This is a genomic window from Pseudomonas sp. K8, assembly GCF_014889455.1.
Taxonomy (GTDB): domain Bacteria; phylum Pseudomonadota; class Gammaproteobacteria; order Pseudomonadales; family Pseudomonadaceae; genus Aquipseudomonas; species Aquipseudomonas veronii.
The window spans coordinates 16,297-38,405 of the sequence record NZ_VJWO01000055.1; the positions used below are offsets into that span (position 1 = coordinate 16,297).

At 60.4% G+C, this 22,109-nt stretch carries 26 protein-coding genes; 11 read left to right on the forward strand and 15 right to left on the reverse strand.

The features are described from left to right. Positions 1-38: 38 nt before the first annotated feature. Both INT12_RS26295 and INT12_RS26300 read right to left on the reverse strand, forming a co-directional pair. On the reverse strand, positions 39-1,322 hold the full coding sequence (locus INT12_RS26295) for an arsenic transporter (RefSeq protein ID WP_177033092.1): 1,284 nt from the start codon (positions 1,320-1,322) through the stop codon (positions 39-41). A 19-nt stretch (positions 1,323-1,341) separates the two neighbouring features. Further along, positions 1,342-1,698, reverse strand: coding sequence for a metalloregulator ArsR/SmtB family transcription factor (locus tag INT12_RS26300; RefSeq protein ID WP_026139944.1), 357 nt, complete (start codon positions 1,696-1,698; stop codon positions 1,342-1,344). Between the two features lie 177 nt (positions 1,699-1,875). On the opposite strand from INT12_RS26300, the gene INT12_RS26305 reads away from it, so the two are divergent. From INT12_RS26305 to INT12_RS26315, 3 genes are all read left to right on the forward strand, one after another. Beyond that, on the forward strand, positions 1,876-2,091 hold the full coding sequence (locus INT12_RS26305) for a hypothetical protein (protein ID WP_017846326.1): 216 nt from the start codon (positions 1,876-1,878) through the stop codon (positions 2,089-2,091). A gap of 71 nt (positions 2,092-2,162) precedes the next feature. Further along, positions 2,163-2,858 (forward strand): AzlC family ABC transporter permease, encoded by a 696-nt coding sequence (locus INT12_RS26310; protein ID WP_046383548.1) that lies wholly within the window; start codon positions 2,163-2,165, stop codon positions 2,856-2,858. Next, entirely contained in the window at positions 2,855-3,166 is a 312-nt protein-coding gene (locus INT12_RS26315; RefSeq protein WP_046383547.1) for an AzlD domain-containing protein, read from the forward strand. The genes INT12_RS26310 and INT12_RS26315 overlap by 4 nt, the downstream gene beginning before the upstream one ends. A gap of 106 nt (positions 3,167-3,272) precedes the next feature. Here the strand turns inward: INT12_RS26315 and INT12_RS26320 are convergent, their stop codons facing one another. Further along, positions 3,273-3,530: a hypothetical protein gene (locus INT12_RS26320; protein ID WP_046489453.1), complete on the reverse strand. Its 258-nt coding sequence runs from the start codon at positions 3,528-3,530 to the stop codon at positions 3,273-3,275. Between the two features lie 109 nt (positions 3,531-3,639). Here INT12_RS26320 and INT12_RS26325 point away from each other — a divergent pair, with 109 nt between their 5' ends. Then, positions 3,640-3,993, forward strand: a complete 354-nt coding sequence (locus INT12_RS26325; protein ID WP_193039827.1) for a hypothetical protein — start codon at positions 3,640-3,642, stop codon at positions 3,991-3,993. Positions 3,994-4,136: 143 nt separating this feature from the next. Here the strand turns inward: INT12_RS26325 and INT12_RS26330 are convergent, their stop codons facing one another. The 4 genes from INT12_RS26330 to modA form a co-directional block, all read right to left on the reverse strand. Continuing rightward, on the reverse strand, positions 4,137-4,841 hold the full coding sequence (locus tag INT12_RS26330; RefSeq protein ID WP_017846321.1) for a YoaK family protein: 705 nt from the start codon (positions 4,839-4,841) through the stop codon (positions 4,137-4,139). A 283-nt stretch (positions 4,842-5,124) separates the two neighbouring features. After that, the gene (gene modC / locus INT12_RS26335) at positions 5,125-6,210 is read right to left on the reverse strand and encodes a molybdenum ABC transporter ATP-binding protein (protein WP_413468876.1); all 1,086 of its coding nucleotides are present in this window, start codon (positions 6,208-6,210) and stop codon (positions 5,125-5,127) included. After that, positions 6,210-6,890, reverse strand: a complete 681-nt coding sequence (modB, locus tag INT12_RS26340) for a molybdate ABC transporter permease subunit (RefSeq protein ID WP_017846319.1) — start codon at positions 6,888-6,890, stop codon at positions 6,210-6,212. Before modB ends, modC begins: the two co-directional genes overlap by 1 nt. Beyond that, the gene (modA, locus tag INT12_RS26345; RefSeq protein WP_046383545.1) at positions 6,891-7,658 is read right to left on the reverse strand and encodes a molybdate ABC transporter substrate-binding protein; all 768 of its coding nucleotides are present in this window, start codon (positions 7,656-7,658) and stop codon (positions 6,891-6,893) included. 223 nt (positions 7,659-7,881) lie between these two features. On the opposite strand from modA, the gene INT12_RS26350 reads away from it, so the two are divergent. Further along, positions 7,882-11,622: a hypothetical protein gene (locus INT12_RS26350; protein WP_193059080.1), complete on the forward strand. Its 3,741-nt coding sequence runs from the start codon at positions 7,882-7,884 to the stop codon at positions 11,620-11,622. A gap of 6 nt (positions 11,623-11,628) precedes the next feature. Here the strand turns inward: INT12_RS26350 and INT12_RS26355 are convergent, their stop codons facing one another. From INT12_RS26355 to INT12_RS26375, 5 genes are all read right to left on the reverse strand, one after another. After that, positions 11,629-12,690 (reverse strand): NAD(P)H-dependent flavin oxidoreductase, encoded by a 1,062-nt coding sequence (locus INT12_RS26355; RefSeq protein ID WP_017846316.1) that lies wholly within the window; start codon positions 12,688-12,690, stop codon positions 11,629-11,631. A 118-nt stretch (positions 12,691-12,808) separates the two neighbouring features. Continuing rightward, positions 12,809-13,855 carry a bifunctional DNA-binding transcriptional regulator/O6-methylguanine-DNA methyltransferase Ada gene (ada, locus tag INT12_RS26360; RefSeq protein ID WP_193039831.1) on the reverse strand — a complete coding sequence of 349 codons (1,047 nt, stop codon included), beginning with the start codon at positions 13,853-13,855 and terminating at the stop codon, positions 12,809-12,811. A gap of 75 nt (positions 13,856-13,930) precedes the next feature. After that, positions 13,931-14,596 carry a DNA oxidative demethylase AlkB gene (gene alkB / locus INT12_RS26365; RefSeq protein WP_193039832.1) on the reverse strand — a complete coding sequence of 222 codons (666 nt, stop codon included), beginning with the start codon at positions 14,594-14,596 and terminating at the stop codon, positions 13,931-13,933. A 4-nt stretch (positions 14,597-14,600) separates the two neighbouring features. Continuing rightward, entirely contained in the window at positions 14,601-14,765 is a 165-nt protein-coding gene (locus INT12_RS26370; RefSeq protein ID WP_017846313.1) for a hypothetical protein, read from the reverse strand. A gap of 26 nt (positions 14,766-14,791) precedes the next feature. Further along, positions 14,792-15,094 (reverse strand): DUF1883 domain-containing protein, encoded by a 303-nt coding sequence (locus tag INT12_RS26375; protein ID WP_017846312.1) that lies wholly within the window; start codon positions 15,092-15,094, stop codon positions 14,792-14,794. A 214-nt stretch (positions 15,095-15,308) separates the two neighbouring features. Here INT12_RS26375 and INT12_RS26380 point away from each other — a divergent pair, with 214 nt between their 5' ends. From INT12_RS26380 to INT12_RS26395, 4 genes are all read left to right on the forward strand, one after another. After that, complete coding sequence (locus INT12_RS26380; protein ID WP_046383541.1) at positions 15,309-15,659, forward strand: hypothetical protein; 351 nt, start codon at positions 15,309-15,311, stop codon at positions 15,657-15,659. A gap of 176 nt (positions 15,660-15,835) precedes the next feature. Further along, on the forward strand, positions 15,836-16,483 hold the full coding sequence (locus tag INT12_RS26385; protein ID WP_169884347.1) for a c-type cytochrome: 648 nt from the start codon (positions 15,836-15,838) through the stop codon (positions 16,481-16,483). Then, a complete protein-coding gene (locus tag INT12_RS26390) occupies positions 16,480-17,397 on the forward strand; it encodes a c-type cytochrome (protein WP_026139942.1) in 918 nt (305 codons plus the stop codon). Before INT12_RS26385 ends, INT12_RS26390 begins: the two co-directional genes overlap by 4 nt. Positions 17,398-17,474: 77 nt before the next feature. Further along, complete coding sequence (locus INT12_RS26395; protein ID WP_046383538.1) at positions 17,475-17,705, forward strand: hypothetical protein; 231 nt, start codon at positions 17,475-17,477, stop codon at positions 17,703-17,705. 9 nt (positions 17,706-17,714) lie between these two features. On the opposite strand, the gene INT12_RS26400 is transcribed toward INT12_RS26395, so the two are convergent. Both INT12_RS26400 and INT12_RS26405 read right to left on the reverse strand, forming a co-directional pair. Continuing rightward, entirely contained in the window at positions 17,715-17,996 is a 282-nt protein-coding gene (locus INT12_RS26400; protein WP_017846307.1) for a hypothetical protein, read from the reverse strand. A gap of 192 nt (positions 17,997-18,188) precedes the next feature. Further along, complete coding sequence (locus INT12_RS26405; protein WP_017846306.1) at positions 18,189-18,374, reverse strand: hypothetical protein; 186 nt, start codon at positions 18,372-18,374, stop codon at positions 18,189-18,191. A 310-nt stretch (positions 18,375-18,684) separates the two neighbouring features. Between INT12_RS26405 and galU the strand changes: the two genes are divergently transcribed. Then, positions 18,685-19,524, forward strand: a complete 840-nt coding sequence (gene galU, locus INT12_RS26410; protein WP_003212579.1) for a UTP--glucose-1-phosphate uridylyltransferase GalU — start codon at positions 18,685-18,687, stop codon at positions 19,522-19,524. Positions 19,525-19,629: 105 nt separating this feature from the next. Beyond that, positions 19,630-20,988, forward strand: a complete 1,359-nt coding sequence (gorA, locus tag INT12_RS26415) for a glutathione-disulfide reductase (protein WP_193039833.1) — start codon at positions 19,630-19,632, stop codon at positions 20,986-20,988. Here the strand turns inward: gorA and INT12_RS26420 are convergent, their stop codons facing one another. Further along, complete coding sequence (locus INT12_RS26420; protein WP_193039834.1) at positions 20,989-21,996, reverse strand: DNA-binding protein; 1,008 nt, start codon at positions 21,994-21,996, stop codon at positions 20,989-20,991. Between the last annotated feature and the right edge of the window lie 113 nt (positions 21,997-22,109).

Here is a 22,109-nt window from a genome sequence, read left to right on the forward strand (position 1 = left end):
CGGTACACATGAACAAGACTTTCATTGGCGTATGTCCTTCAGAGGCTAAGACGCAAGGCGAGGGCGGCGAGAGTGATCAGCAACACCGGCAAGGTCAGGACGATGCCGACCTTGAAGTAGTAACCCCAAGTGATGGTGATGCCTTTGCGCGCCAGGATATGCAGCCACAGCAGGGTGGCCAGGCTGCCGATGGGGGTGATTTTCGGGCCGAGGTCGCTGCCGATCACGTTGGCGTAGATCATCGCGTCCTTGACCACGCCCGCGGCATGGCTGGATTCGATGGAGAGCGCACCGATCAACACGGTCGGCAGGTTGTTCATTGCCGAAGACAACAATGCCGTCAGCACCCCGGTGCCCATCGCCGCGCCCCATACGCCGTAGGTGGCGAAGGTGTCGAGCCAGGTCGCCAGGTATGTGGTCAGCCCGGCGTTGCGCAGCCCGTAGACCACCAGGTACATGCCCAGGGAAAAGATCACGATCTGCCAGGGCGCTTCCTTGAGCACTTTGCGCGTGGAAATCTTGTGGCCTTTGGCGGCGATCACCAGCAGCAACACCGCGCACACTGCAGAGATCGCGCTGATGGGAATCCCCAACGGTTCCAGGGCAAAGCAGCCGATCAGCAGGATACCCAGCACCCACCAGCCGGCGCGAAAAGTCGCGTGGTCGTGAATGGCGCTGGCCGGGTCCGCCAGGTCGGCCGGGTCGTAGGTTTGCGGAATATCGCGGCGGAAAAACCACAACAGCACCGCCAGGGTGGCGGCGACGCTGACCAGGTTCACCGGCACCATCACCGCTGCGTATTCATTGAAGCCGATCTTGAAATAGTCCGCCGAGACAATGTTCACCAGGTTCGACACCACCAGCGGCAGGCTTGCCGTGTCGGCGATAAACCCGGCGCCCATGACGAACGCCAGGGTCGCCGCCGGAGAAAAACGCAACGCCAGCAGCATCGACATCACAATCGGCGTGAGGATCAGTGCCGCGCCGTCATTGGCAAACAGCGCCGACACCAGCGCGCCGAGCAGCACCATGTAGGCAAACAACCGCCGGCCGCGACCACGGCCCCAACGGGCCACATGCAGCGCAGCCCAGGCAAAGAACCCGGCCTCGTCCAGCAACAGGCTGATGACGATCAGCGCGACAAAGGTGCCGGTGGCATTCCAGATGATGTGCCACACCACCGGGATGTCCGCCAGGCTGATCACGCCGCAGGCCAGTGCGAGGATCGCGCCCATGGTCGCGCTCCAGCCGACACCCAGGCCTTTGGGCTGCCAGATGACCAGGATGATGGTGAAGATAAAAATCGCAATTGCGACAAGCATGAATAAACGCTCCGGTGGCTCAACAGCAGGTGCTGGCTCGTTGTGGTCTGTCGCCCATTGCATCAAGACGCAGCGCGTCGTTTTGCAACCATGGCTGGTTGGCTTGCAGGGTGGTGTCCAGCACATGAGTCACCCAGTCGGGCAGTGCCGGATTGATGCGGTAGTAGACCCATTGCCCCTGGCGACGATCCAGCAGCAACCCGCAGTTGCGCAGCTGCGCAAGGTGGCGGGAGATTTTCGGCTGGCTGTCGTCAAGTGCGTGGATCAGTTCGCACACGCAAAGTTCGCCTTCGCGCAGGATCAGCAAGGTCATTCGCACGCGAGTGGCATCGGCCAGGCATTTGAATAGGGTTGGAGGTGAGAAAGGGACTGACACGGTCAAGGCCTGCTCGTATAGGTATATCCGAATATACGTATTTCCATATATTTCGGTCAAATCCTGTTTCAATTGATATGGATCAAATGTCTGGAAACACGCCACAAGTGATTGAAATTAAAATGAAACACAAATGTCCTAAAGTGCCTGCCCATAGCTGATGAAGGAATACCACGCGTGACCCGTGCCACTCGCAATCTGCGCAAGACCCTCGATTCCGTCGCGGAAAATAACGAAACCGCGGCCTTCGATCTGATGCGTGCCGTCGAAAAACTCGGCGATGAAGTGCTGCGCCAGCGCTTGCTCAATACCATCCACCGCCTCAACCAGGATGCCTATGAACTGCGCGAAGCGCGGGACTCGGTGGAACTGGTGTCGGTAAGGCTCGCCTGAGCAAGATCGTTCAAGACAACCTGCATATTGCGCTGGCATGCTTGTCGACTGTCTGTCGATGAGCGGTTTCCATGCCTACTGCCTTACCTCACTACGCCTTCGCCCGTGGCGCGATTGCTGTCATTCCGTTATCCCTGGCGTGCGCGCCCTGGGGCTTGCTGGCCGGCTCAATGGCCATCGAAGCGCACTTTTCCCCGCTCGAAGCCCAGGGGCTTTCCGCTATCGTGTTTGCCGGTGCCGCGCAATTGGTCGCCATCGGCATGGTCAAGAGCGGCGCCAGCCTGATCTCCATCTTGCTCACGACTTTGCTGCTGACCTCACAACATCTGCTGTACGGCATGCACCTGCGCCCCACATTGTCCGTGCTCAAACCGCGCTGGCGCATGAGCCTGGGTTTCCTGATGACTGATGAGTTCTTCGCCCTGGTCAGCCAGTACGACCGCGAAACCTTCAACCGCTGGTACGCGCTGGGTGTTGGCCTGACGTTCTATATCGCCTGGAACCTGTTCACCCTCGCTGGCATTGTCCTGGGCAAGAGCATTCCAGGGCTCGAACACCTGGGCCTGGAATTCTCGATTGTCGCGACGTTTATCGCGTTGATCACGCCCGTGGTGCGCGATGTGCCCACCGTGGTGTGCGTGGCGGTGGCGCTGTTGTGCTCGGTCGGCTTGAGCTTCCTTCAGTGGGAGTCGGCCGTGGTGGTCTCGGGTGTGTTGGGCATGAGTGCAGGGTATGCCTGCAAACGATTGGGAGTCGGGCAGGCATGATTTTTGTGATGATTGTTGCAATGGGCTTGATCGTATTTTTTAACCGCTACCTGTTTATCGAACCGCGCCTGCCCGTGCGGCTCACCCGTGGTGCGCGGGAGTTTCTCGGGTTCGCGGTACCGGGCATGCTCACGGCGATTTGCGGGCCGATCATTTTCTTCGCCGACCACCGGCTCAACCTGAGCCCGGCCAACCCCTACCTGCTGGCCGGGATCTGCGCGGTGGCGCTGATGGTCTGGACGCGCAATGTGCTGCTCACCGTGCTGTTGAGCATGGCGTTGTTCTACCTGTTTCGCTGGTGGTTCTAAACACATAGGCGAAAAAAAGCCCGCGGGAGAGCGGGCTGAAGGAGACTTCTAAAAGTGAGCCCGGCCATTATCGGTGGCGCGTTCTGCTGTCACAGTGAAACTAAATTCATTCGGTGGGCGGCGTCGGCTTCTTTTTCGCCTTGGCCTCGGCCGCCAAGCACTCCAGCGCGAACTGCTCGGTGTAGGTCATCTGGATCGGCGTACTTTCGCCTTTCACCGTGCGCTCGCCGTCGAGAATGTAGCGAATGCGCTTGTCCGTCACGCCAATGCGCTTGGCGATCCACGTGGGCGTCTGGCCGATGCGGCTGATCAGCTTGTCGGCATAGTCGGTGGATGGGTTGTAGCGTTCGGCATTGGGTGTCATCGGTTTTCCAGGTAGAAGCGAACTCGCAAGTAGGCGACAGGGTGACGTAATAATCCGTGAGTGTCGCCTGCTAATGGTAGAGTCGCGTTTTTTTCCAAGGAGCGATGGCATGCGGAAACTGGTAATTGGCGCATTGGTACTGGCAGCACTGGCCGGCTGCGCGGGCTCGAAAATGAACGCGGCACGCACCGGCACGCCCTACAAGACCTTGGTGTCGGACAAGGCTGCGCTGGTGGTTGCCCAATGTATCCAGTTCGGCTGGCAGGACGAGGCGGTGTTTGGTGTCGACGCCGGCGGCTTCAAGGAGCCGATCGGGGCGGGCGGTTTCACGGTGTACACCACCGGCGGCGATTACTTTGCCGACGTGCGCAGCGCAGGGGCCGGTTCCTCTGTCGATTACTACACTGCCGAAGACTCCATGGTCGCCAAGCGCCGTTTGGCCGCACTTGCGACTTGTCTGTAATCTGTTGCCGTAGTGCTTTTAGGAAATGCCCTGCGGGACAGTCGCAGGGCATTGTCCTATGATTCCCCCGCTCGCTCGACGTAATAGCTCTTTACCAGTACACGGATGTCGAGGCCGTCACGTCGGGCGAGCCTCCCAGGTCATCAGCGCGGCATGTAACCCAAGTGCCAGCGCCGGGGGATCTTCAGTGACACCAGGCCCAAAACCGCAGCCAGCGCCCCGCTGACCAGCAGCGCACCCAAGCCCATGCGGTGCTCGAGCAGCGCCCCGATCACCGCCCCGATGAACATCCCCGTCCAGGGGACCAACTGCACGCGCCACCCGTTGCGACGCTCCCCCAGCAGCCAGCGTCCCAACCCGCGACCAAAGCGTGACAGCGCGCCGGTGACATAGGTAAGCCCCACCGGCAAGCCGTTGACCTCTTCGACGGCGGCATTGAGCATGCCCATCGCCACAATCGCTGCGAGCAAGGCGGGCAGCATATCGGCGAACGGCCACAGCGCGCCGCCGCAGAGCAGCGCCGCGATGCACAGCAGCAGGGGCAGGGCGTGACGGCCGCTCATGCGGCTGACCACGATACCCAAGGCGTTGCCGACCACGAAGGTCGCGACCAGTAACAGCAGGCGCCCGGTCAGGCCCAGGTCACCTTCGCTGATCGCTACTGCCAGGCGCGTGGTGTTGCCGCTCATGAATGAGACAAAGTCGCCACTGGCCATGAAACCAATGGCATCGGTCATGCCCGCCAGCACAGACAGGCTGGCCACCAGCATCATGCCGACACGACCCCGCCATTGCTGTTGACGGGCGAGTACGACGTTGGCGTAGGGCTTTTGGGACGAAGGCAGCATCGGGCTGGGTTCCTCGGTGAGATTATGCGGCCACTACCGTAAGGCGCTTTGATGTCTGGCGCAATGACCTCAGGCCGCTTCCAGCCTCCAGCCAGCGTCATGCCAGACCAAAGTATGAGAGGACTCGATCGCCTGTAAAAAACTCGAGGTGTGACACTCCCATTGCGTAGGTAATGTTCTTGCAGGTCGCGGGGCAGGTCGGCGGACAGCAGGTTATAAACAGATCAGGCCGGTCTGTTTGATTGACTGCAACGCAAGACGCTGCGGCCACAAGGTTTCGCGGCTACGCCAGCACCGCCACCGCCTTGATCTGCGCCCACAGCATCTGGCCGGGGTGCAGTTGCAACTGGTCGCGGGAGAAGCGTGTGATCCGTGCCAGCAACGGCGTGCCGCCGGCATCCAGGCGCACCAGCACATGGGCGCTGTTGTCCGCCGCAATCTCCTGGGTGACCGTCACCGGCAGGCGGTTGAGGATGCTGCTGTGGGCTTCGGCCTGCAAATTGAGGCTTACGTCCCGCGCCTGCACCTTGACCCGCAGGGCTTTGCCCAAGGCCAGCGGCGTATGGGCGACGCGCATCTGCAAGGCGCTGCCGGGCAGTTGCAGGGTCAGCAATTGATAGTGCGCGTCGTAAGCGCTTACCGTGCCGTTGATCACCACACCGGCGTCGTCGCCCAAGGCCAAGGGCAAATCCAGCCGCGCCAGGGTTTCACCGATGGGGCCGCTGGCCAGGGCCTGGCCGTCGCGCAGCAACACGATGTGATCGGCCAGGCGCGCCACCTCGTCCTGGGCGTGACTGACGTAGAGCACCGGAATGTCCAGTTCGTCGTGCAGGCGTTCCAGGTACGGCAGGATTTCACCTTTGCGTTGGCTGTCGAGAGCCGCCAGCGGTTCGTCCATCAATAACAGGCGCGGGCTGGTCAGTAACGCGCGGGCGATACCGATGCGCTGGCGCTCGCCGCCGGACAAGTGCTGCGGATGCCGCTCAAGCAAATGGCTGATGCCCAGCAGTTCGGTGGCCTGGGCCGTGTCGACGCGACGTTGCGCACGCGGGATGCGCTTGAGGCCGAATTCCAGATTGGCGCGCACCGACAGATGGGGGAACAGGCTCGCTTCCTGGAACACATAGCCCAGCGCACGTTTATGCGGCGGTACGAACAGCCCGTTGCGGCTGTCTTGCCAGACTTCGTCGTTGACCTGGACAAAACCGTCCTCGGCACGTTCCAGCCCGGCAATGCAGCGCAGGCAGGTGGTCTTGCCGGAGCCGGAATGCCCATACAGCGCGGTGACGCCGCGACCGGGCAGTTGCAGGTCCACTTTCAGGGCAAAGGCGGAATACGTGAGGTGCAGGCGTACATCGATCATCGGCATCAGCTCCAGCCCATCTTGGTTTTACGGCTGGAGTAGAGCGCCAGCAACACCAGGAACGCGAACACCACCATGGCGCCGGCCAGCCAGTGCGCCTGGGCGTATTCCATGGCTTCGACGTGGTCGTAGATCTGCACCGAGACGACCCGGGTCTTGTCCGGGATATTGCCGCCGATCATCAGCACCACCCCGAACTCGCCGACGGTATGCGCAAAGCCGAGAATCGACGCGGTGATAAACCCCGGGCGGGCCAGGGGCAGGATCACGCTGAAGAACGTGTCCCAGGGGTTGGCGCGCAAGGTCGCGGCCACTTCCAAGGGGCGTGTGCCGATGGCGGAGAAGGCGTTTTGCAACGGCTGCACCACGAACGGCATGGAATAGATCACCGAGCCGATCACCAGCCCGGCGAAACTGAAGGTCAGGGTGCCCAGGCCCAGCCATTGGGTGAACTGGCCGAAGTAACCGTGCGGCCCCATCGTCAGCAGCAGGTAGAAGCCGATGACCGTGGGCGGCAGCACCAGCGGCAGGGCGACCACCGCGCCGATAGGCCCGCGCCACCAGGAGCGCGTGCGCGACAGCCACAGGGCAATCGGAGTGCCGATGACCAGCAGGATCACCGTGGTCAGTGACGCCAGTTTGATGGTCAACCAGATCGCGGAAAAATCGGCACTCGATAGCGGCATTTAGAGCTCGTAACCGTAGGACTTGATAACGGCAGCGGCTTTCGGCCCTTTCAGGTACTCGACCAGCGCCTTGGCAGCGGCGCTGTCTTTGCCCTTATTGAGGATCACCGCATCCTGTTTGATCGGGTCATGCATGGACGCCGGGACGATCCACGCCGAACCGCTGGTGACTTTGCCGTCTTTGTAGATCTGCGACAAGGCCACAAACCCCAACTCGGCATTGCCGGTGGAGACAAACTGATAGGCCTGGGTGATGTTCTGGCCCTCGACGAGCTTGTCCTTGAGCTTCTCGGTCAAGCCTTCCTTGGCCAGCACTTGGGTGGCGGCCAGCCCGTAGGGCGCGGCTTTCGGGTTGGCGATGGACAGGTGCTTGAACGCGTTCTGCTTGAGCACATCGCCCTTGGCATCGACATAACCTTCCTTCGCCGACCACAGCGCCAGGGTGCCGACCGCGTAGGTAAAGCGCGAACCCTTGACGGTATCGCCTTCGGTTTCGAGTTTTTGCGGGGTGGTGTCGTCGGCGCTGAGGAACACTTCGAACGGCGCGCCGTTCTTGATCTGGGTATAGAACTGCCCGGTGGCACCGTAGGCGGCGATCAGCTTGTGACCGGTGTCCTTCTCGAAGTCGGCGGCAATCGCCTGGATCGGTGCGGTGAAGTTGGCGGCGACGGCCACCTGGACTTCATCGGCGTGGACCGCAGCGGCGGTGACTAGCGCAATGACGGCCGCCAGGCCGGGGCGAATCAAGCGTGGGAGGCTGAAGGTCATGGATAGCTCCGTATGAGAAGGAAAAAAGCCAGGATTGAGCGCTGCGGGACCAGGGGGGGGGCGGTCAAGCGGTGTATGTATAGGTATATAGCGAAAAAATGGCAAGGGGAATCCGCCGGCCCCGCGCTGACATTTCCCGGCGGCAACGGCCCGCCTCCTGACAGCCAATGCATGGGAACCCGTTGATAGTGCAGCTCCTTTAGCAGGCAAAGGAGCAAGTGCCATGCAAAGGGAATATGCCTATATCAACGTCGGCGCCCCGAACAACCTTACCAGCGAGGCCGCCGTGAAGGCCTGGCTGGACCGCGTACTCAGCGCTTCGGCACTGGAACCGCAGGCCAAGGCGCTGATCACCACGCAATCGTTGATACCGGTGGAGTTTTCGATCCTGGAGGAGGGGGCCGAGCCGGGAAGTCCTGCGTTGATTGTCGAGCGCCAGGAAATGCCCCTGTGGAAAATACTCGACAAGCGCTTTACCTGGCGCGCGAGTGTCGGAAAAAACCAATCGACTGACAGCGTGCAGGTCAATGTTCTGTTTCCCAAGTTGTACGGGGCATTGGCCCAACGCTTGACGGCCCATCGATACTTTCTCGACAGCCTGCGAGTGTCAGGCCAGGTCCAGAGTGTCGAGTGGGAAGAGCGTGGCCTAGCGATCGCGACACGGCCTTTGCTCAAGACCGAGGTGGTGCTGTTCTCCGTGTGGGGGGCCAGTAAGCGCCTGCTTGCGGATATCTGGTTTGATCTCCCGCTGATTTCCCTGGGGGCCGGGCAATGGCCCAGGGCGATTGGCACCGGTTGGCCGGGGATGCGTATTGGCGCACGCAGCGGCGATCTCATTCGTTATTCCGATGAGCCCGGCAAAAACACGCTGTGGGTCAAGCCGTTCAACGAGGCGGTGCTCGACGCCGATTTCAGTATTTTCCCGCGCTGGACGCCCCGTGCCGTCCTCCTGGCCGACCAAGCGCTGAAGGCCGACGAAGTGATCGAGGTGACCCTGAGCGCAATGCCTTATCAGGCCGATGAGGAGCGCTACATCATAGAAGTTCCGGCCTCGCGCCGCGCCGCTGCGGATTGGCACTACTATCTCAGCGTCTACATGAGTTACCGCTGCCCCTGGGTCAACTGCGGCGTCTTGCAGGAAGACGGCGGCATCCGGCTGCAGAGCGAGCTGCCCAATCAATGGTTCGTGCGCTGCGATGCCGCGCGGCTGTTTATAGCGGTCAGCATTCAGCCCCGCGAACGTACCGGCTGGAAGGCCCCCACCGCGCCCCCGACGCCCGAGGCAACGACGACCCAGGCCTGGCAAAAATGGGATGGGCTGAGGGAGAGCGTAGGCAATAACAAGATCGCCAAAGACTATATCGAATCGTTGATCGATCGCTGCCTGAAGAAGTCCGGTCTGCCTCAAGACACCCAGCAATTGTTCAAAAAAGAACGCCAATTCAAGTTCAAATACCTGATAGGCCACCCCACATATTCTCCTGGCGTGAGTGCATTCGTGCCGCCACGCTACAAGTACTTTTCCTTTGAACAAGTGCTGTTGGGTGAGCCGCAACGGCGTGCGTACTTCCAGGAAAAACTCAGTGCCGTGGATGTGCAGGGGCAAGCCTTGCCGGCGTCGCAAGTCGCGACATTGACCGGGATGCGCGACGTGTTGCTGGCTGACTTCCTGGCGGATATCGATGCGCTGGCCGCCAGCGACGACTACCAGAAACTATTCGGCGAAACCTGTGACGCCCTCGCCAGGGTGCGGGTCGCACGCTACCTCGCGCAAGTCGATGCAGCCGACGAAGACTTGCGAGGGTGTGCGTTCCGCTACTTGAAAGGCGAGTTGAAACCGCGACTGCTGCTATTCAACGAAGCGGTGGTGCCCAATGTGATTGTGCTCAAATTCAACTCACAGAAGGCATTGCTGATATCCCTCAACTTCACCGAGCTCAAGTGGGCGGTCTGGGCACCAAGCACCACCGCCGGGCAACCCTCGGAGGTGTTGATGCGATTTGTCGCGGAACATTCCCCTTTCCCGCAGAAAATGAACCTGGTGCCTCAGGATTTTTTCCCGCAAAAAAAACGCTATGGCTACCATTACCGGCGTTTCGCCCCGGAGCCGGTGTCCTTTCGTGATACCCAGCACATCAACGCGCAATTGCAGTTGGCGGCCATCGCGGATATCAAGGGGCAGGTCGACTACGCAGTGTTTTCGTCCGACGAAGAGCGGCGCCGGGTAAAACTGGCGATGTTCAAAAGTGTCGCCCGTGCGGTGTCCGGCCTGGTGACGGCGGCCGTCGGGCCTCTGAGCGGGTTGGGCGCGCTGCTGCTTTCCGGCATGGCGCGCTTCATCGCCAATGTCGGTGATGTCGGCCTTACGTATGCGTTGGCGCAAAATACCGATCGGCCCGAGGACTACGCCCACTACATCCATGAGTGCAAGCTGGGGGTGCTATTGGCGATGGTCGACCTGGGGGCCGATCTGCCCAGCGCCAATGCCAAGTTGCGCATATTGCTCAAGCAGTCGACGCTCGGCGGTCGGACCGTCGCGCCGATTCTGAATGCGCCCATAGACTACGACGCCCCGATAAAGTTGAAACAGACCAGTGAGTCCGAGACTTTTGTCTCCACGCCATTCTGGTTGATCGACCTGCGCCAGCGCATGGAAAAAGCCTTCGACGACCGGGGCAAAGGCGCCGAACTCAAAGGTTACCTCCAGGCAACCGCCACCTGCGGTTATGCCGAGGCGAAAAGCTGTTCCGACTTTTTGCGCAGTCAGCGCTGGGAGACACAGGCCGTCGGCGTGCTGATTTTCTCCGAACTCGGCGATCAGCGCCCGCAAACGCATTTTGCGTTGTCGATTCGGGATGCGACGGACACCGCGATGGTCGATTTCAGCCTGGGCGACCTCGATGCCTCAATGAACGGTCGCGGCTATTTCGGTACGTTGAAAGGCTGGGAGGACTGCGTGCGCGGGTTGCCGGCCTTGGAGGGCGCGTTGGTGATTTACAAGTTTTATCCGGACTTTGCCAACGCAAGCCTGGAGGTTGACGGGGCGTTTGCGCTGAGCATCAGTTGGAGCCCCTTCGTCAATGGCGGCGATTACAGCGTGCTGTCGTTTCCCCTGGATTTCGTCTGCGGGGTTCGCGAGCAGTTGGAGCGTGTCTGGGCCCAGGTCTTTCACCAGTTGCCGATCAATGCATCGCTATCGCTCAATGAGCCGGCGACCTTCAATCAGTCTGAACTGCTGGCGCAAGTCAGCAACCTCAGCGGCCTGGTCGACGAGGCGGAAGGGCTATTGCGGCGCACCATTGGCGTGCAGGCGATCGGTGAGTTGCGGGCCTTGATGCTGGGCTTCCTTCAGGCATGGCGTAACGAACCATGGGGCGGCTATCGAGAACTGATGGAGAGCGTGATGGCTGAGGAGGCAGACTTGGTCAACCAGGCATTGATCCACCTCGAAGCCCTGCAGGCCGGTTTGCCAAGCACGCTCGCGAGCGCGCAAAACGCGCTGGTCGATTGTGTCGACTGGGTCGCGGTGCGGGCCGGAATCGACGACGATGCGTGGCGACTGTTATTTAAACAGCAACTGGAACTTCATGTGTCAGGCGAGCAGGCGACGGTGGATTTATACACCGCCGCTGAACTGGACACGCTGTATGAACAGCTCGCCCGGGGCCAGCAGCGCGAGTGTCATCACCAGCGCAGCTCCGGTTATGAGCGACTGACCATGACCAGTAGCCGGGCGTTGCTGGGGATAGGGTTGGGATTGATCCGCAAGATGGCCCAGGAGCGCCAGGCCGAATGCTGTTTCGCGCTGATCATGGCGAGCCAGCCCTATGACGACAGCAACGAACACTTTGCCCGAGTCGTATATGGCATCTGTGCGTTGCGCCAACAGCGGTTTACCGTGTTGACGCCGCTGCATGAACGTCGGCTCAGCGGCCTTCCACCCGCAGAGCCGATACTGATCTGACGTGCGTTACCGAGACAGCCGGCTCAAGGCTTGTTCTGCCAGCCAGGTGGTCAGCTCGCGGGTTGCGAACGGATGCCGCAGGCCCACCGCCTGGCCCGCCCACAGGTTGCTGAAGCCGGCTTCATCCTTGGCCTTGAGTGGCAGCAACGCACCGCCGGCCCTGGGGAAGGCCGGGGCCAGCGGGTTGATCGCGCCGAGTTCTCGCATCACCCGGTTGACGATGCCGCGCGCCGGTCGGCCGGTGAACAGGTTGGTCAGCGCGGTTTCGCTGGCCTGGGCGTGGCGCAATGCATGGTGGTGCGAGGGGCTGACCGTGGCTTCGGGGGTCAACAGGTAGGCGGTACCGATCTGCACCGCCGAAGCACCCAAGGCAAAGGCGGCCGCGATGCCGCGCGCGTCAGCGATACCGCCGGCGGCGATCACCGGCACGCTCACGGCGTCGACGATCTGCGGCACCAGCGCCATCAAGCCGATCTGGCTGTTGAGGTCGTCGCTGAGAAACATACCGCGGTGGCCGCCGGCTTCAAGGCCCATGGCGATGATCGCATCGCAGCCATGCTGTTCCAGCCAAATCGCTTCTTCGACGGTTGTGGCCGATGAAAGTACCTTGGCGCCGGTCGCTTTGACGCGGTCGAGCAGGGATTTTTCCGGCAAACCGAAATGGAAACTGACCACCTCGGGACGGAACGCTTCCACCACTTCACAAGCCGCTTCGTTGAACGGCGCACGGTTGGTCACCGGCGTCGGTGCATCAAAGTCGGCGCCCAGTTCGCGGTAGTAGGGTTGCAGCAGGTCTTTCCAGCGTCGATCACGGGCGTCGTCCGCCTCGGGCGGTTGATGGCAGAAGAAGTTGACGTTGATCGGCCGCGTGCCGGCCTGGCGGATAGTGCTCAACGCAGCGCGCAATTGCTCGATACTCAGTGCCGCCGCCGGCATCGAACCGAGCGCGCCGGCCTCGCTGGCGGCGATGACCATTTGCGCGGTGGTCGCACCGGCCATGGGCGCCTGGATAATCGGTACGTCGATGCCCAGCAGATCGAGAATGCGCGTGTCTGGCCAGGTGCTCATGGGATGCGTCTCCAGCGTTGGTAAGAGTTTTCGCTGTTTTAGCAGGGCCCTTGGCGTCCGGCCAGTCTGTTTTATTCACTGGACGCAGCCTGGGTTTCGTGTTGTGGCGCGTGCTGTTTTAGCGGTCGCGCTCGCGTTCCAGCAACTGGCGCTTGCGCTCCACCCCCCATCGGTAGCCCGACAACTCGCCATTACTGCGCACCACGCGGTGGCAGGGAATCGCTACTGCGAGGCGATTGGCGCCACAGGCCTGGGCCACGGCCCGAAAGGCGGTGGGCGCGCCAATTCGTTCGGCGATCTGCGCGTAGCTGGCGGTGCTGCCCACCGGGATGTCGCGCAAGGCTTGCCACACCCGTTCCTGAAAGGCCGTGCCGCGCAGATCCAAGGGTAAGTCCAGGCCCAGGGCCGGGGCTTCTATAAACCCCACCACCTGGGCGACCAACTGTTCGAAGGCCGGGTCGGCGCCCAGCAGGTCGGCGTTGGGGAATTGGTCCTGCAGGTCGCGCACCAGCGTGTCCGGCTCGTCGCCCAGCAGGATCGCGCACACGCCGCGATGACTTTGCGCCACCAGAATCGCGCCGAGGGAACATTGGCCGACGGCAAAATGGATGTGAGTATTCGTGCCGCCGGCTTTGTAATCGCTTGGCTTCATGCCAAGCAGTTGGTCCGCCGATTCATAGAAGCGGCTGTTGGAATTGAAGCCGGCGTCATACAGCGCGTCGGTGACGGTGTTGCGACCTTTGAGCCCCTTGCGCACTTTGCGTGAGCGCTGGGCGCTGGCATAGCCCTTGGGGGTGAGGCCGGTGACTGACTTGAACACGCGATGGAAATGGAACGGGCTCAGCCCGGCTTGCTGAGCCAGTTGGTCGAGGCTGGGCGGGGTTTCGGCGTGTTCGATCTGCCGACAAGCGTTGGCCACCAGCTCCGCATGGCGTGCCGCGCGTTGCGTCTGGTCACCGGTCGCACGTTTGCTTGGGCGATAGCCTGCCGCCTCGGCCTGTTGAGGTGTCTCAAAGAATTCGACGTTTTCCGGGCGCGGCAAGCGCGAGGCACTGCTGGGGCGGCAATACACACCGGTGGTTTTTACCCCATAGACAAACAGCGCGTCGGCCTGAGGATCACGGGCGAGGATCGCTGCCCAGCGCGGGTCATGTTCGTTATTCATTGCCTGCTCTCATGACGGGTCACGGCCAGATTAGTCGTGTCGCGGCGGCCTGGCACTCTGAAGCTTGCGGTCAAATCAGCCGGCGGTGCGAAAGGTCAGGTTGATGCGTTGCGGGCCCATGACCGGATGCGTGCCGTTCTTGACCGGCATGACTCCGTGGAAGCGCAGACGATCGACCCCGCCCCACACCACCACATCGCCATGGAACAACGAGATTTTTTGCGACTTGTCGCTGCGTGCATGGCCGCCGAACAGGAAGATCGCCGGCAGCCCCAGCGACACGGAAACCACCGGCGCGGTATAGCAGCGTTCGTTCTTGTCCTGGTGCAACGACATCTTCGCCCCCGGCACATAACGGTTGATCAGGCAGGCATCGGGCACAAAATCGCTGAACCCGGCGTCGGTCGCCGCGTGTGCCGCCAGTTGGCGCAACGTTTCGGGCATGGCTGGCCAGGGGTGGCCACTGCGCGGGTCAAGCGCGGTGTAGCGGTAGCCGCTGGGATCGGTGGTCCAACCCAGTTCTCCGCAACTGCTCAGCGCGGCTGACATGGTGAAACCACCGGGCGTGACCATTTGCCGAAACGGCGACTGAGCCAGCACGCAGCGCAACGCTGGCAGAAGATGCTCAATCCAGGGCAGGGCATAGCCCCTCAGAACGTGGGACTGTTCGCCAATCTGCTCACGCCCTGCGGGTTGTTGCAGGGCGTCGTCGGCGAACAGGTCGACGGTCGGGCCAGGCATGGGCTTACAGCGCCTTGCTCACGTTGATGTCAGTGATTTCATCGCTGGCGTCGTGAATCTTCGCCAGTACTAGCTTGGCTTCTTCGACGCTGTTGCTGTGCAGTTGGGCAAACTCAAAGCGGCGTTCGCCGTTGAGTTTGTACTTGATGACGTATTTGGTCGTGGTCACAGCTTTTTTCCTGTCGAGTGTTCGGGTCAGCTCAATTTGCTGTTGGTGCGACGAACGATGCGGATCTTGTGGGACAGCGCAGGTTTGCGGGTAACGCTGATGGCGCGGCGCGTCACAACGTCCAGGGTGATGTTCCAGAAACCGGTGCTCGGCGCGGTGATTTTCGCCGGGAACTTGTCGAACGCGCCGCCGTGGTAGGTGTGACGGCCGCCATTCTTGAAGCTGCGAAAATTCGCATCGCTCATCAGACGAATATTACAAGTCTGTGAGCATTCGATGACGACAATATCTCCCTCGTTGAGGTGCTCACGCTGGTGGATGAATTTCATGGGCGGGTGTCTCCAGAAGGGCTTTTTCTGAAAAATCAGAACGATACGTAGGTTAAGATAGAGTTTATCAGCCCCAGCGCGTTTATTATCGGGCCGTCGTCGACGACTTCGACAATTTAAAACAGTTATTTACCGAGTTATCAGGGATAAATCCTACGTTGGCGGGAGAAAATTACCATCCCCGCTGTCCTAGGGTCTTTATCGGAGGTTTTATATGAAGTGGAGTGTGTTGGTTCTGGCCTTGGCGATTGGTGGGTGTGCTTCGGTTGCAGATATCAAGCAGACCCCCCCGACCTTGGCGGTCATTTCAGGGAAAAAACCGCAGGAATATGCCGCCTGTGTGGTACGCAAATTGTCGACTACCCGCCGGCCGCCGCAGATCGAGCCGCATAAAGACGGCGTGCAGGTGATTGTGCCGCAGAAATTCTCCGCTGACCCGTCGGCTATTTTCGAGATTGACGAGCGCTCCAGCGGCAGCAGCATCAAGCTCTACGAGAGCATGTCCAATGTGCCGATCCGCCCGGGCGATGTGAAGAAGGCCGGGGAGGACTGCATTTCCGGCTGAGGCCGCGCGTTTACACGGTCCGTTTGAATCCGATAAAGAAGCCTGACCTGCCGTTGCAGTGTCGGGCTTTTTTTGGTGGTGCGTTTTCGCAGTTGTCGCGGCGGGAAGGTTCTCCTACCATTTGTAGGCTTATGACATAAACGCCTAAATATATAACTATAAAAAATGGAGCCGTGATGATGTCTCTGGAACGAGTACTGATAGGCAGTGCGCTGATGTTGCTGCTGGGCAATGCCCACGCGCTGGATGGGAAGAAGATATTCACCGAGGGTGGCTCGCAGCCGGGCGCCATGCCCTGCGTAGCCTGCCATGGCGCCGATGGCGCGGGGCTCGCCGCCGCGGGCTTCCCCAGGTTGGCGGGGTTGCCGGCCCTGTATGTGCGTAAACAGTTGGAAGACTTCAAGCGCGGCACGCGTGCCAACCCGGTGATGCAACCCTTGGCGAATGCCCTCACTGACGCTGAGATCGACGCTGTCAGCCAGGCGCTGGCGGCGATGCCAGGCGTCGTCCCGCAACCGATCCATCGCAGCGAGATGCCTATCGGTGCTGCGCAAAAGCTTGCCCAGCAGGGCGCCTGGGAGCGGCAGATTCCGGCATGTGCAAGTTGCCATGGTCCTGCCGGTACGGGTGTCGGCGACACGTTCCCGCCTCTTGCCGGTCAGCCTGCCACCTACCTGGCAGCACAGCTGACGGCCTGGCAAAACGGCACCCGTCACAACGACCCGAATGATCTGATGGGCCACATCGCAAAATCCCTGACGCCGGATGAAATACAGGGCGTGGCCCAGTATTTCGCCTCACTGAAACTGGAGGCCAAGCCATGAGCCCGTTTGTTTTAGTTCTAGGACTGTTGGGTCTGCCGTCCGCCCACGCCGCTACGATCGCCATGGAAGACCAGTCGCAGTTGCAGCCTTCTGCCGGCCATGCGGCTGTCAGTCAATTCCAGCCGCCCCAAGAGAGCGAGCTGCCTGACAATGCCTACGGCAAGCTGGTCAAGGAGGGCTACGCGTTGTTCGTGGATACCAAGCGCCTGGCGCCGACATTCGTCGGTAACGGGCTCAACTGCAGCAACTGCCACCTGGATCAGGGCCGCCTGGCCAACTCGGCGCCGCTGTGGGGCGCCTACCCGATGTATCCGGCCTATCGAAAGAAGAACGACAAGGTCAACACCTTTGCCGAGCGCTTGCAGGGGTGTTTCCAATTCAGCATGAACGGCGGTACGCCGCCGACCGCTGATAGTCGCGAAATTACCGCGCTCTCGGTGTACGCCTACTGGCTGGCCAGCAAAGCACCGTTGGGCGTGGAGTTACCAGGCCGTGGGTATCCCGACGTGGCCCAACCGGCCAAGGGTTATGACCTGTCCGGGGGCGCGCAGGTTTACAAAGGGCAATGCGCCGTCTGCCATGGCCCCGAAGGGCAGGGCCAGAAGGTCGGTGACAGTTACGTGATGCCACCGTTGTGGGGGAAGGACTCCTACAATTGGGGCGCCGGCATGCACCGCATCAATACTGCGGCGTCCTTCATCAAGCACAACATGCCGCTGGGCAAGGGTGGCAGCCTGAGCGACCAGCAAGCCTGGGACGTGGCGGCCTACGTCAACAGCCACGAGCGACCGCAGGACCCGCGGCTGGTTGACGGTTCCGTGGAGAAAACCCGGGTCAAATTCCACGCCAACGATGGGGTCAATCTCTACGGCCAAACCGTAGAAGGCGTGTTGATTGGGCAGGGCATCCGTTAGACTCACGCCCAATCAACGCAAAAATGCCGCGCAAACCCTCGGTTTGTGCGGCATGTGTCTTTTTTGGGAAGTCTTTCATGAAGCGTGAACACGTCAGGGCTCGCCAGGCCGAAGGTCAGATATCGGCCACTCACATCATCCAGAACCCGGCTGACCTCGGGGAATGGATCGTATTCTTCAAGAAAAGCGGCGGTCGCAGTTTTTTCCTGGTGGACGATCAGGATGAAGTCGAATCTTTCTCGCGCCTGGATGAGCTGGTGGAGACCGTCCGTGGCCTGGGTATCAAGTTTGCCGATATCCAGCTGTAGACGTAACGCTTACTTGCAGACCACCACCACACTGCGGCTTTTGAAGTTGCCCACGTCCTGGCCCAGGGTCTTTTCGCTTTCCTTGAGCGAAGGCGTGCCTTCGGTACCGACGATACGGTAGCCGGTGCCCGCACAAGAGGCATCGGCCTTTTCGTAGCAACTGGCCCAGGAATTGGCTTCGCCCGAGCAGTCGATGGTCAGGCCTTGTTCGCCGTTTTTCAGGTAGACATCAGACGTGGTCGTGCAGCCGGCGAGCGCCAATACTGCAGTGAGTGCCAGAATCTTGTTCATATGTGTTCATCATCGAGGGTGTTGGAGGGTGCGCTGACACTGTCGTGGGGCGTTTCGACGAGACTATAGCGAACTGCCATCTACGTATAGACATGTCTCGTCCTGAAAGTCAGGTGTAAGCCTATTCCAGGGTTATACAAAAGATACAAAAAAGCCCCGTTCACCGGGGCTTTTTTACGCAGCTTCCAAGGCTTACTTGCCCTTCGGTCGCTTGCTCGATGCGTGGCCCGCTTCATCCACAAACACTTCTGCAACCGCAGTTGCCTGGCTCTCGGTCGCGAATGCGCCAGCGACGCTGTCGCCGTGGAAGTTGATCAGGTGCCAACCGTCCGCTCGCTTAGTGATCAGGTAGCCGTTCACGCCTTTGGGTTCTGACATCTATTAACAATCTCGTAGTCTGGTTCAAGGGCGTAATGATAGCGCCAATTGTCGCGCCACCGCCCAAGTTATTCCAGGTCAATGTTTGCGGCGCCGAAGCGTGCTAAAAGGGTTGCAGCCCTTTTCAAGCCACAGGGCTACGCTGTTTTTGTCGGGGTATTGGTGAAGCTCTTTGTAGGATTAGCGGAACTTACGCCGACATTTTTTCTCTATGATGACATCGCAACGCCAGCAGGACCCATTGTAAGGTGACTGCGGCCTGATTAGACTGCGCCGAATTCCGTACGCACAGCCCTTTGTAAGGACCCATATGATCAAGAAATGCTTGTTCCCAGCAGCCGGTTACGGCACTCGCTTCTTGCCAGCGACCAAGGCCATGCCCAAAGAGATGCTGCCGGTGGTGAACAAGCCACTGATCCAGTACGGCGTCGAAGAGGCTCTGGATGCCGGTTTGAATGAAATCTCTATCGTCACCGGCCGTGGTAAGCGCGCGCTGGAAGACCACTTCGACATCAGCTACGAGCTGGAAAACCAGATCAAAGGCACCGACAAGGAAAAATACCTGGTCGGTATCCGCAAGCTGCTCGACGAGTGCTCGTTCTCCTACACCCGTCAGACCCAGATGAAAGGCCTCGGCCACGCCATCCTGACCGGCCGTCCGCTGATCGGTGACGAACCGTTCGCCGTGGTACTGGCCGACGACCTGTGTGTGAACCTGGAAGGCGACGGCGTACTGACCCAGATGGTCAAGCTGTACCAGAAGTACCGTTGCACCATCGTCGCGGTTCAAGAGGTCGATCCTCAAGAAACCAACAAGTACGGCGTGATCGCCGGTGACGACATCGGCGATGGCCTGATCCGCGTGCGCGACATGGTCGAGAAGCCAGCGCCTGAAGATGCTCCGTCGAACCTGGCGATCATCGGTCGTTACATCCTGACCCCGGACATCTTCAAGTTGATCGAAGAAACCGAGCCGGGCAAGGGTGGCGAGATCCAGATTACCGACGCCCTGTTGAAGCAGGCCAAAGACGGTTGCGTGATCGCGTACAAGTTCAAGGGTCGTCGTTTTGACTGCGGTGGCGCCGAAGGCTACATCGAAGCGACCAACTTCTGCTACGAGCACTTCTACAAGACTGGCAAGGCTTACTGATTCACGGTTGCCCGCCTGTTGTAAGAGAAAGCCACCTTCGGGTGGCTTTTTCGTTTTTCACCCCCAACTAAGTCGGTATGCTGATTGCCTGCCGAGGAGAGTGAAATGGCCTACGATTTTGACCTGTATGTAATTGGCGCCGGTTCCGGCGGTGTTCGTGCTGCGCGCTTTGCCGCCGGTTTTGGCGCCAAGGTGGCCGTGGCGGAAAGCCGCTACCTGGGTGGCACGTGTGTGAACGTCGGCTGCGTGCCGAAGAAACTGCTGGTCTACGGCGCGCATTTTGCCGAAGACTTCGAGCAGGCCAGCGGTTTCGGCTGGTCCCTGGGGGCGGCGAACTTTGACTGGGCGACCCTGATCGCCAACAAGGACCGTGAGATCAACCGCCTCAACGGCATCTATCGCAACCTGCTGGTCAACAGCGGCGTGACCCTGCATGAAGGGCATGCGCGACTGGTCGATCCGCATCAGGTGGAAATCAATGGCGAGCGCTTCACGGCCAGGCACATCCTGATCGCGACCGGCGGCTGGCCGCAGATCCCGCAGATACCGGGGCATGAGCACGCGATCGGTTCCAATGAAGCGTTCTTCCTCAAAACGCTGCCCAAGCGCGTGCTGGTGGTTGGCGGTGGCTATATCGCCGTTGAGTTCGCCGGAATTTTCCATGGTTTGGGTGCGCAGACGTCTTTGCTGTATCGCGGCGACTTGTTCCTGCGCGGTTTTGACGGTGCGGTGCGCAAGCATCTGCAGGAAGAATTGACCAAGCGTGGCCTGGATCTGCAGTTCAATGCCGATATCGAACGGATCGACAAGCAAGCCGACGGCAGCCTCAAGGCCACCCTCAAAGACGGGCGCGTGCTGGAAACAGACTGCGTGTTCTACGCCACCGGCCGTCGGCCGATGCTGGATAACCTGGGCCTGGAAAACACCGGGGTCAAACTGGATAAGCGCGGTTTTGTCGAAGTGGATGACCTGTACCAGACCGCCGAATCGTCGATCCTGGCGATTGGCGATGTGATCGGTCGCGTGCAGTTGACCCCAGTGGCCCTGGCCGAAGGCATGGCCGTGGCGCGTCGCTTGTTCAAGCCGGAGCAGTATCGTGCGGTGGACTACGCGATGATCCCGACGGCCGTGTTCAGCCTGCCGAACATCGGTACGGTCGGTCTGAGCGAGGAAGATGCGAAGGGCAAAGGCTATAAGGTGAAGGTTTTCGAAAGCCGTTTCCGGCCGATGAAGCTGACATTGACCGGCTGCCAGGAGAAAACCCTGATGAAACTGGTGGTCGACGCCGACACCGACAGGGTCCTGGGTTGCCATATGGTCGGCCCGGACGCCGGGGAAATCGTGCAGGGCTTGGCGATCGCGCTCAAGGCGGGCGCGACCAAGCAGCATTTTGATGAAACCATTGGCGTACACCCGACGGCGGCCGAAGAGTTCGTCACCATGCGAACGCCCGTGGCCGACTGATCAGGTGCTGGGCGTTGCCTCGGCGGTCGCTGCAACGGCGGCTGTCAGACGCAACGCCTCGATGCTGGCCTGAGCCTTGATCAGGTCCAGCTCCAGCGCCTTGTTGGCCTGCTGGAATTCGCTCAGCGCGGCTTGGCGTGACTGACTGTCTTGCACCGCGACCCGCAGGCGTTCCTGGAGCAGGGTGCGTTCGCTGTCGATCTGCTTCAGCTGTTCGCTCAGGTTGAGTTGCTGCGCCTGGTCCTTGCGCACTTGCTCCTGCAGTGCCGCCAACTCCTTCACCGTCACCCGATGTTCGATCAGCAGGCGCTCGTTGTCGCGGTGCAACTGGGTGATCTCGTCCTGGCGCACCATGGCGCTCTGCTGGGCCTGGCGCAGTTCCGCCTGGACCTGTTGCACCTGGCCTTCGTGGCGTCGTTGCTCCTGTTCGCGCTGTTCTTTGATGGCGTTGCGGTAATGCTCCAGCGCATCCCGGGCGTGCAGGTGTTTGTCTTCCAGCGAGCGAATCTGTTCGTCCTTGTCGCTGATGCGCAGCTCGTAGTCACTGCATGCCTGGCTCAACCCGGCGTTACGGGTTTGTTCGGTCTGCAGGCTGGTGCTGGTGGTTTGCAGGGCTGCGCTTTCTTCGGCAAGGGCCGCGGCCTGGATATCGAATTGCTGTTGCAGTTGGTTGTGGGCTGCTTGCAGCGTTTCGAGCTGGGCGAGCAGGGCGGTTTTCTGTTGCTCGAATTGCGCCAGGGCCAGGTCGATGGGCTCTTGGGCTTTCTCTTTCAGGCGCTGGGCAAGCCGTGCCACCAGTTCGCCGAGTTCATCGTCGATGGGCGCTTCGGTGATGGTCTGCCGCGTTTCGCTCTCGTCCAGTTCCTTCAAGTAGCGATGAATCGTGGTTTTCGAGCCGGTATTGCCCATTTCGATGCGTACCGCATCGATGCTGGGGTTTTCGCCGCGGGCGAGGATCGCCAGGCGTGCCGTTTGAACGACTGCTTTGTTTATGCCGCCACGAGCCATGGAGTCTCCGTCGATTTAGTACTGTGGTACATGGTATGTATTTACATATCATATCATGAATAAAAACGAGTTAAAAATCATGATCTAACAGATGGGATATTGGCGTATTATCC

Coding starts and splice junctions, on each gene's coding strand:
- INT12_RS26295 (WP_177033092.1), bottom strand. CDS start 1,322: ATGCTTGTCGCAATTGCGATTTTTATCTTCACCATCATCCTGGTCATC.
- INT12_RS26310 (WP_046383548.1), top strand. CDS start 2,163: ATGCCTACTGCCTTACCTCACTACGCCTTCGCCCGTGGCGCGATTGCT.
- INT12_RS26315 (WP_046383547.1), top strand. CDS start 2,855: ATGATTTTTGTGATGATTGTTGCAATGGGCTTGATCGTATTTTTTAAC.
- INT12_RS26320 (WP_046489453.1), bottom strand. CDS start 3,530: ATGACACCCAATGCCGAACGCTACAACCCATCCACCGACTATGCCGAC.
- INT12_RS26325 (WP_193039827.1), top strand. CDS start 3,640: ATGCGGAAACTGGTAATTGGCGCATTGGTACTGGCAGCACTGGCCGGC.
- INT12_RS26330 (WP_017846321.1), bottom strand. CDS start 4,841: ATGCTGCCTTCGTCCCAAAAGCCCTACGCCAACGTCGTACTCGCCCGT.
- modC (WP_413468876.1), bottom strand. CDS start 6,210: ATGCCGATGATCGATGTACGCCTGCACCTCACGTATTCCGCCTTTGCC.
- modB (WP_017846319.1), bottom strand. CDS start 6,890: ATGCCGCTATCGAGTGCCGATTTTTCCGCGATCTGGTTGACCATCAAA.
- modA (WP_046383545.1), bottom strand. CDS start 7,658: ATGACCTTCAGCCTCCCACGCTTGATTCGCCCCGGCCTGGCGGCCGTC.
- INT12_RS26350 (WP_193059080.1), top strand. CDS start 7,882: ATGCAAAGGGAATATGCCTATATCAACGTCGGCGCCCCGAACAACCTT.
- INT12_RS26355 (WP_017846316.1), bottom strand. CDS start 12,690: ATGAGCACCTGGCCAGACACGCGCATTCTCGATCTGCTGGGCATCGAC.
- ada (WP_193039831.1), bottom strand. CDS start 13,855: ATGAATAACGAACATGACCCGCGCTGGGCAGCGATCCTCGCCCGTGAT.
- alkB (WP_193039832.1), bottom strand. CDS start 14,596: ATGCCTGGCCCGACCGTCGACCTGTTCGCCGACGACGCCCTGCAACAA.
- INT12_RS26375 (WP_017846312.1), bottom strand. CDS start 15,094: ATGAAATTCATCCACCAGCGTGAGCACCTCAACGAGGGAGATATTGTC.
- INT12_RS26380 (WP_046383541.1), top strand. CDS start 15,309: ATGAAGTGGAGTGTGTTGGTTCTGGCCTTGGCGATTGGTGGGTGTGCT.
- INT12_RS26385 (WP_169884347.1), top strand. CDS start 15,836: ATGATGTCTCTGGAACGAGTACTGATAGGCAGTGCGCTGATGTTGCTG.
- INT12_RS26390 (WP_026139942.1), top strand. CDS start 16,480: ATGAGCCCGTTTGTTTTAGTTCTAGGACTGTTGGGTCTGCCGTCCGCC.
- INT12_RS26395 (WP_046383538.1), top strand. CDS start 17,475: ATGAAGCGTGAACACGTCAGGGCTCGCCAGGCCGAAGGTCAGATATCG.
- INT12_RS26400 (WP_017846307.1), bottom strand. CDS start 17,996: ATGAACAAGATTCTGGCACTCACTGCAGTATTGGCGCTCGCCGGCTGC.
- INT12_RS26405 (WP_017846306.1), bottom strand. CDS start 18,374: ATGTCAGAACCCAAAGGCGTGAACGGCTACCTGATCACTAAGCGAGCG.
- galU (WP_003212579.1), top strand. CDS start 18,685: ATGATCAAGAAATGCTTGTTCCCAGCAGCCGGTTACGGCACTCGCTTC.
- gorA (WP_193039833.1), top strand. CDS start 19,630: ATGGCCTACGATTTTGACCTGTATGTAATTGGCGCCGGTTCCGGCGGT.
- INT12_RS26420 (WP_193039834.1), bottom strand. CDS start 21,996: ATGGCTCGTGGCGGCATAAACAAAGCAGTCGTTCAAACGGCACGCCTG.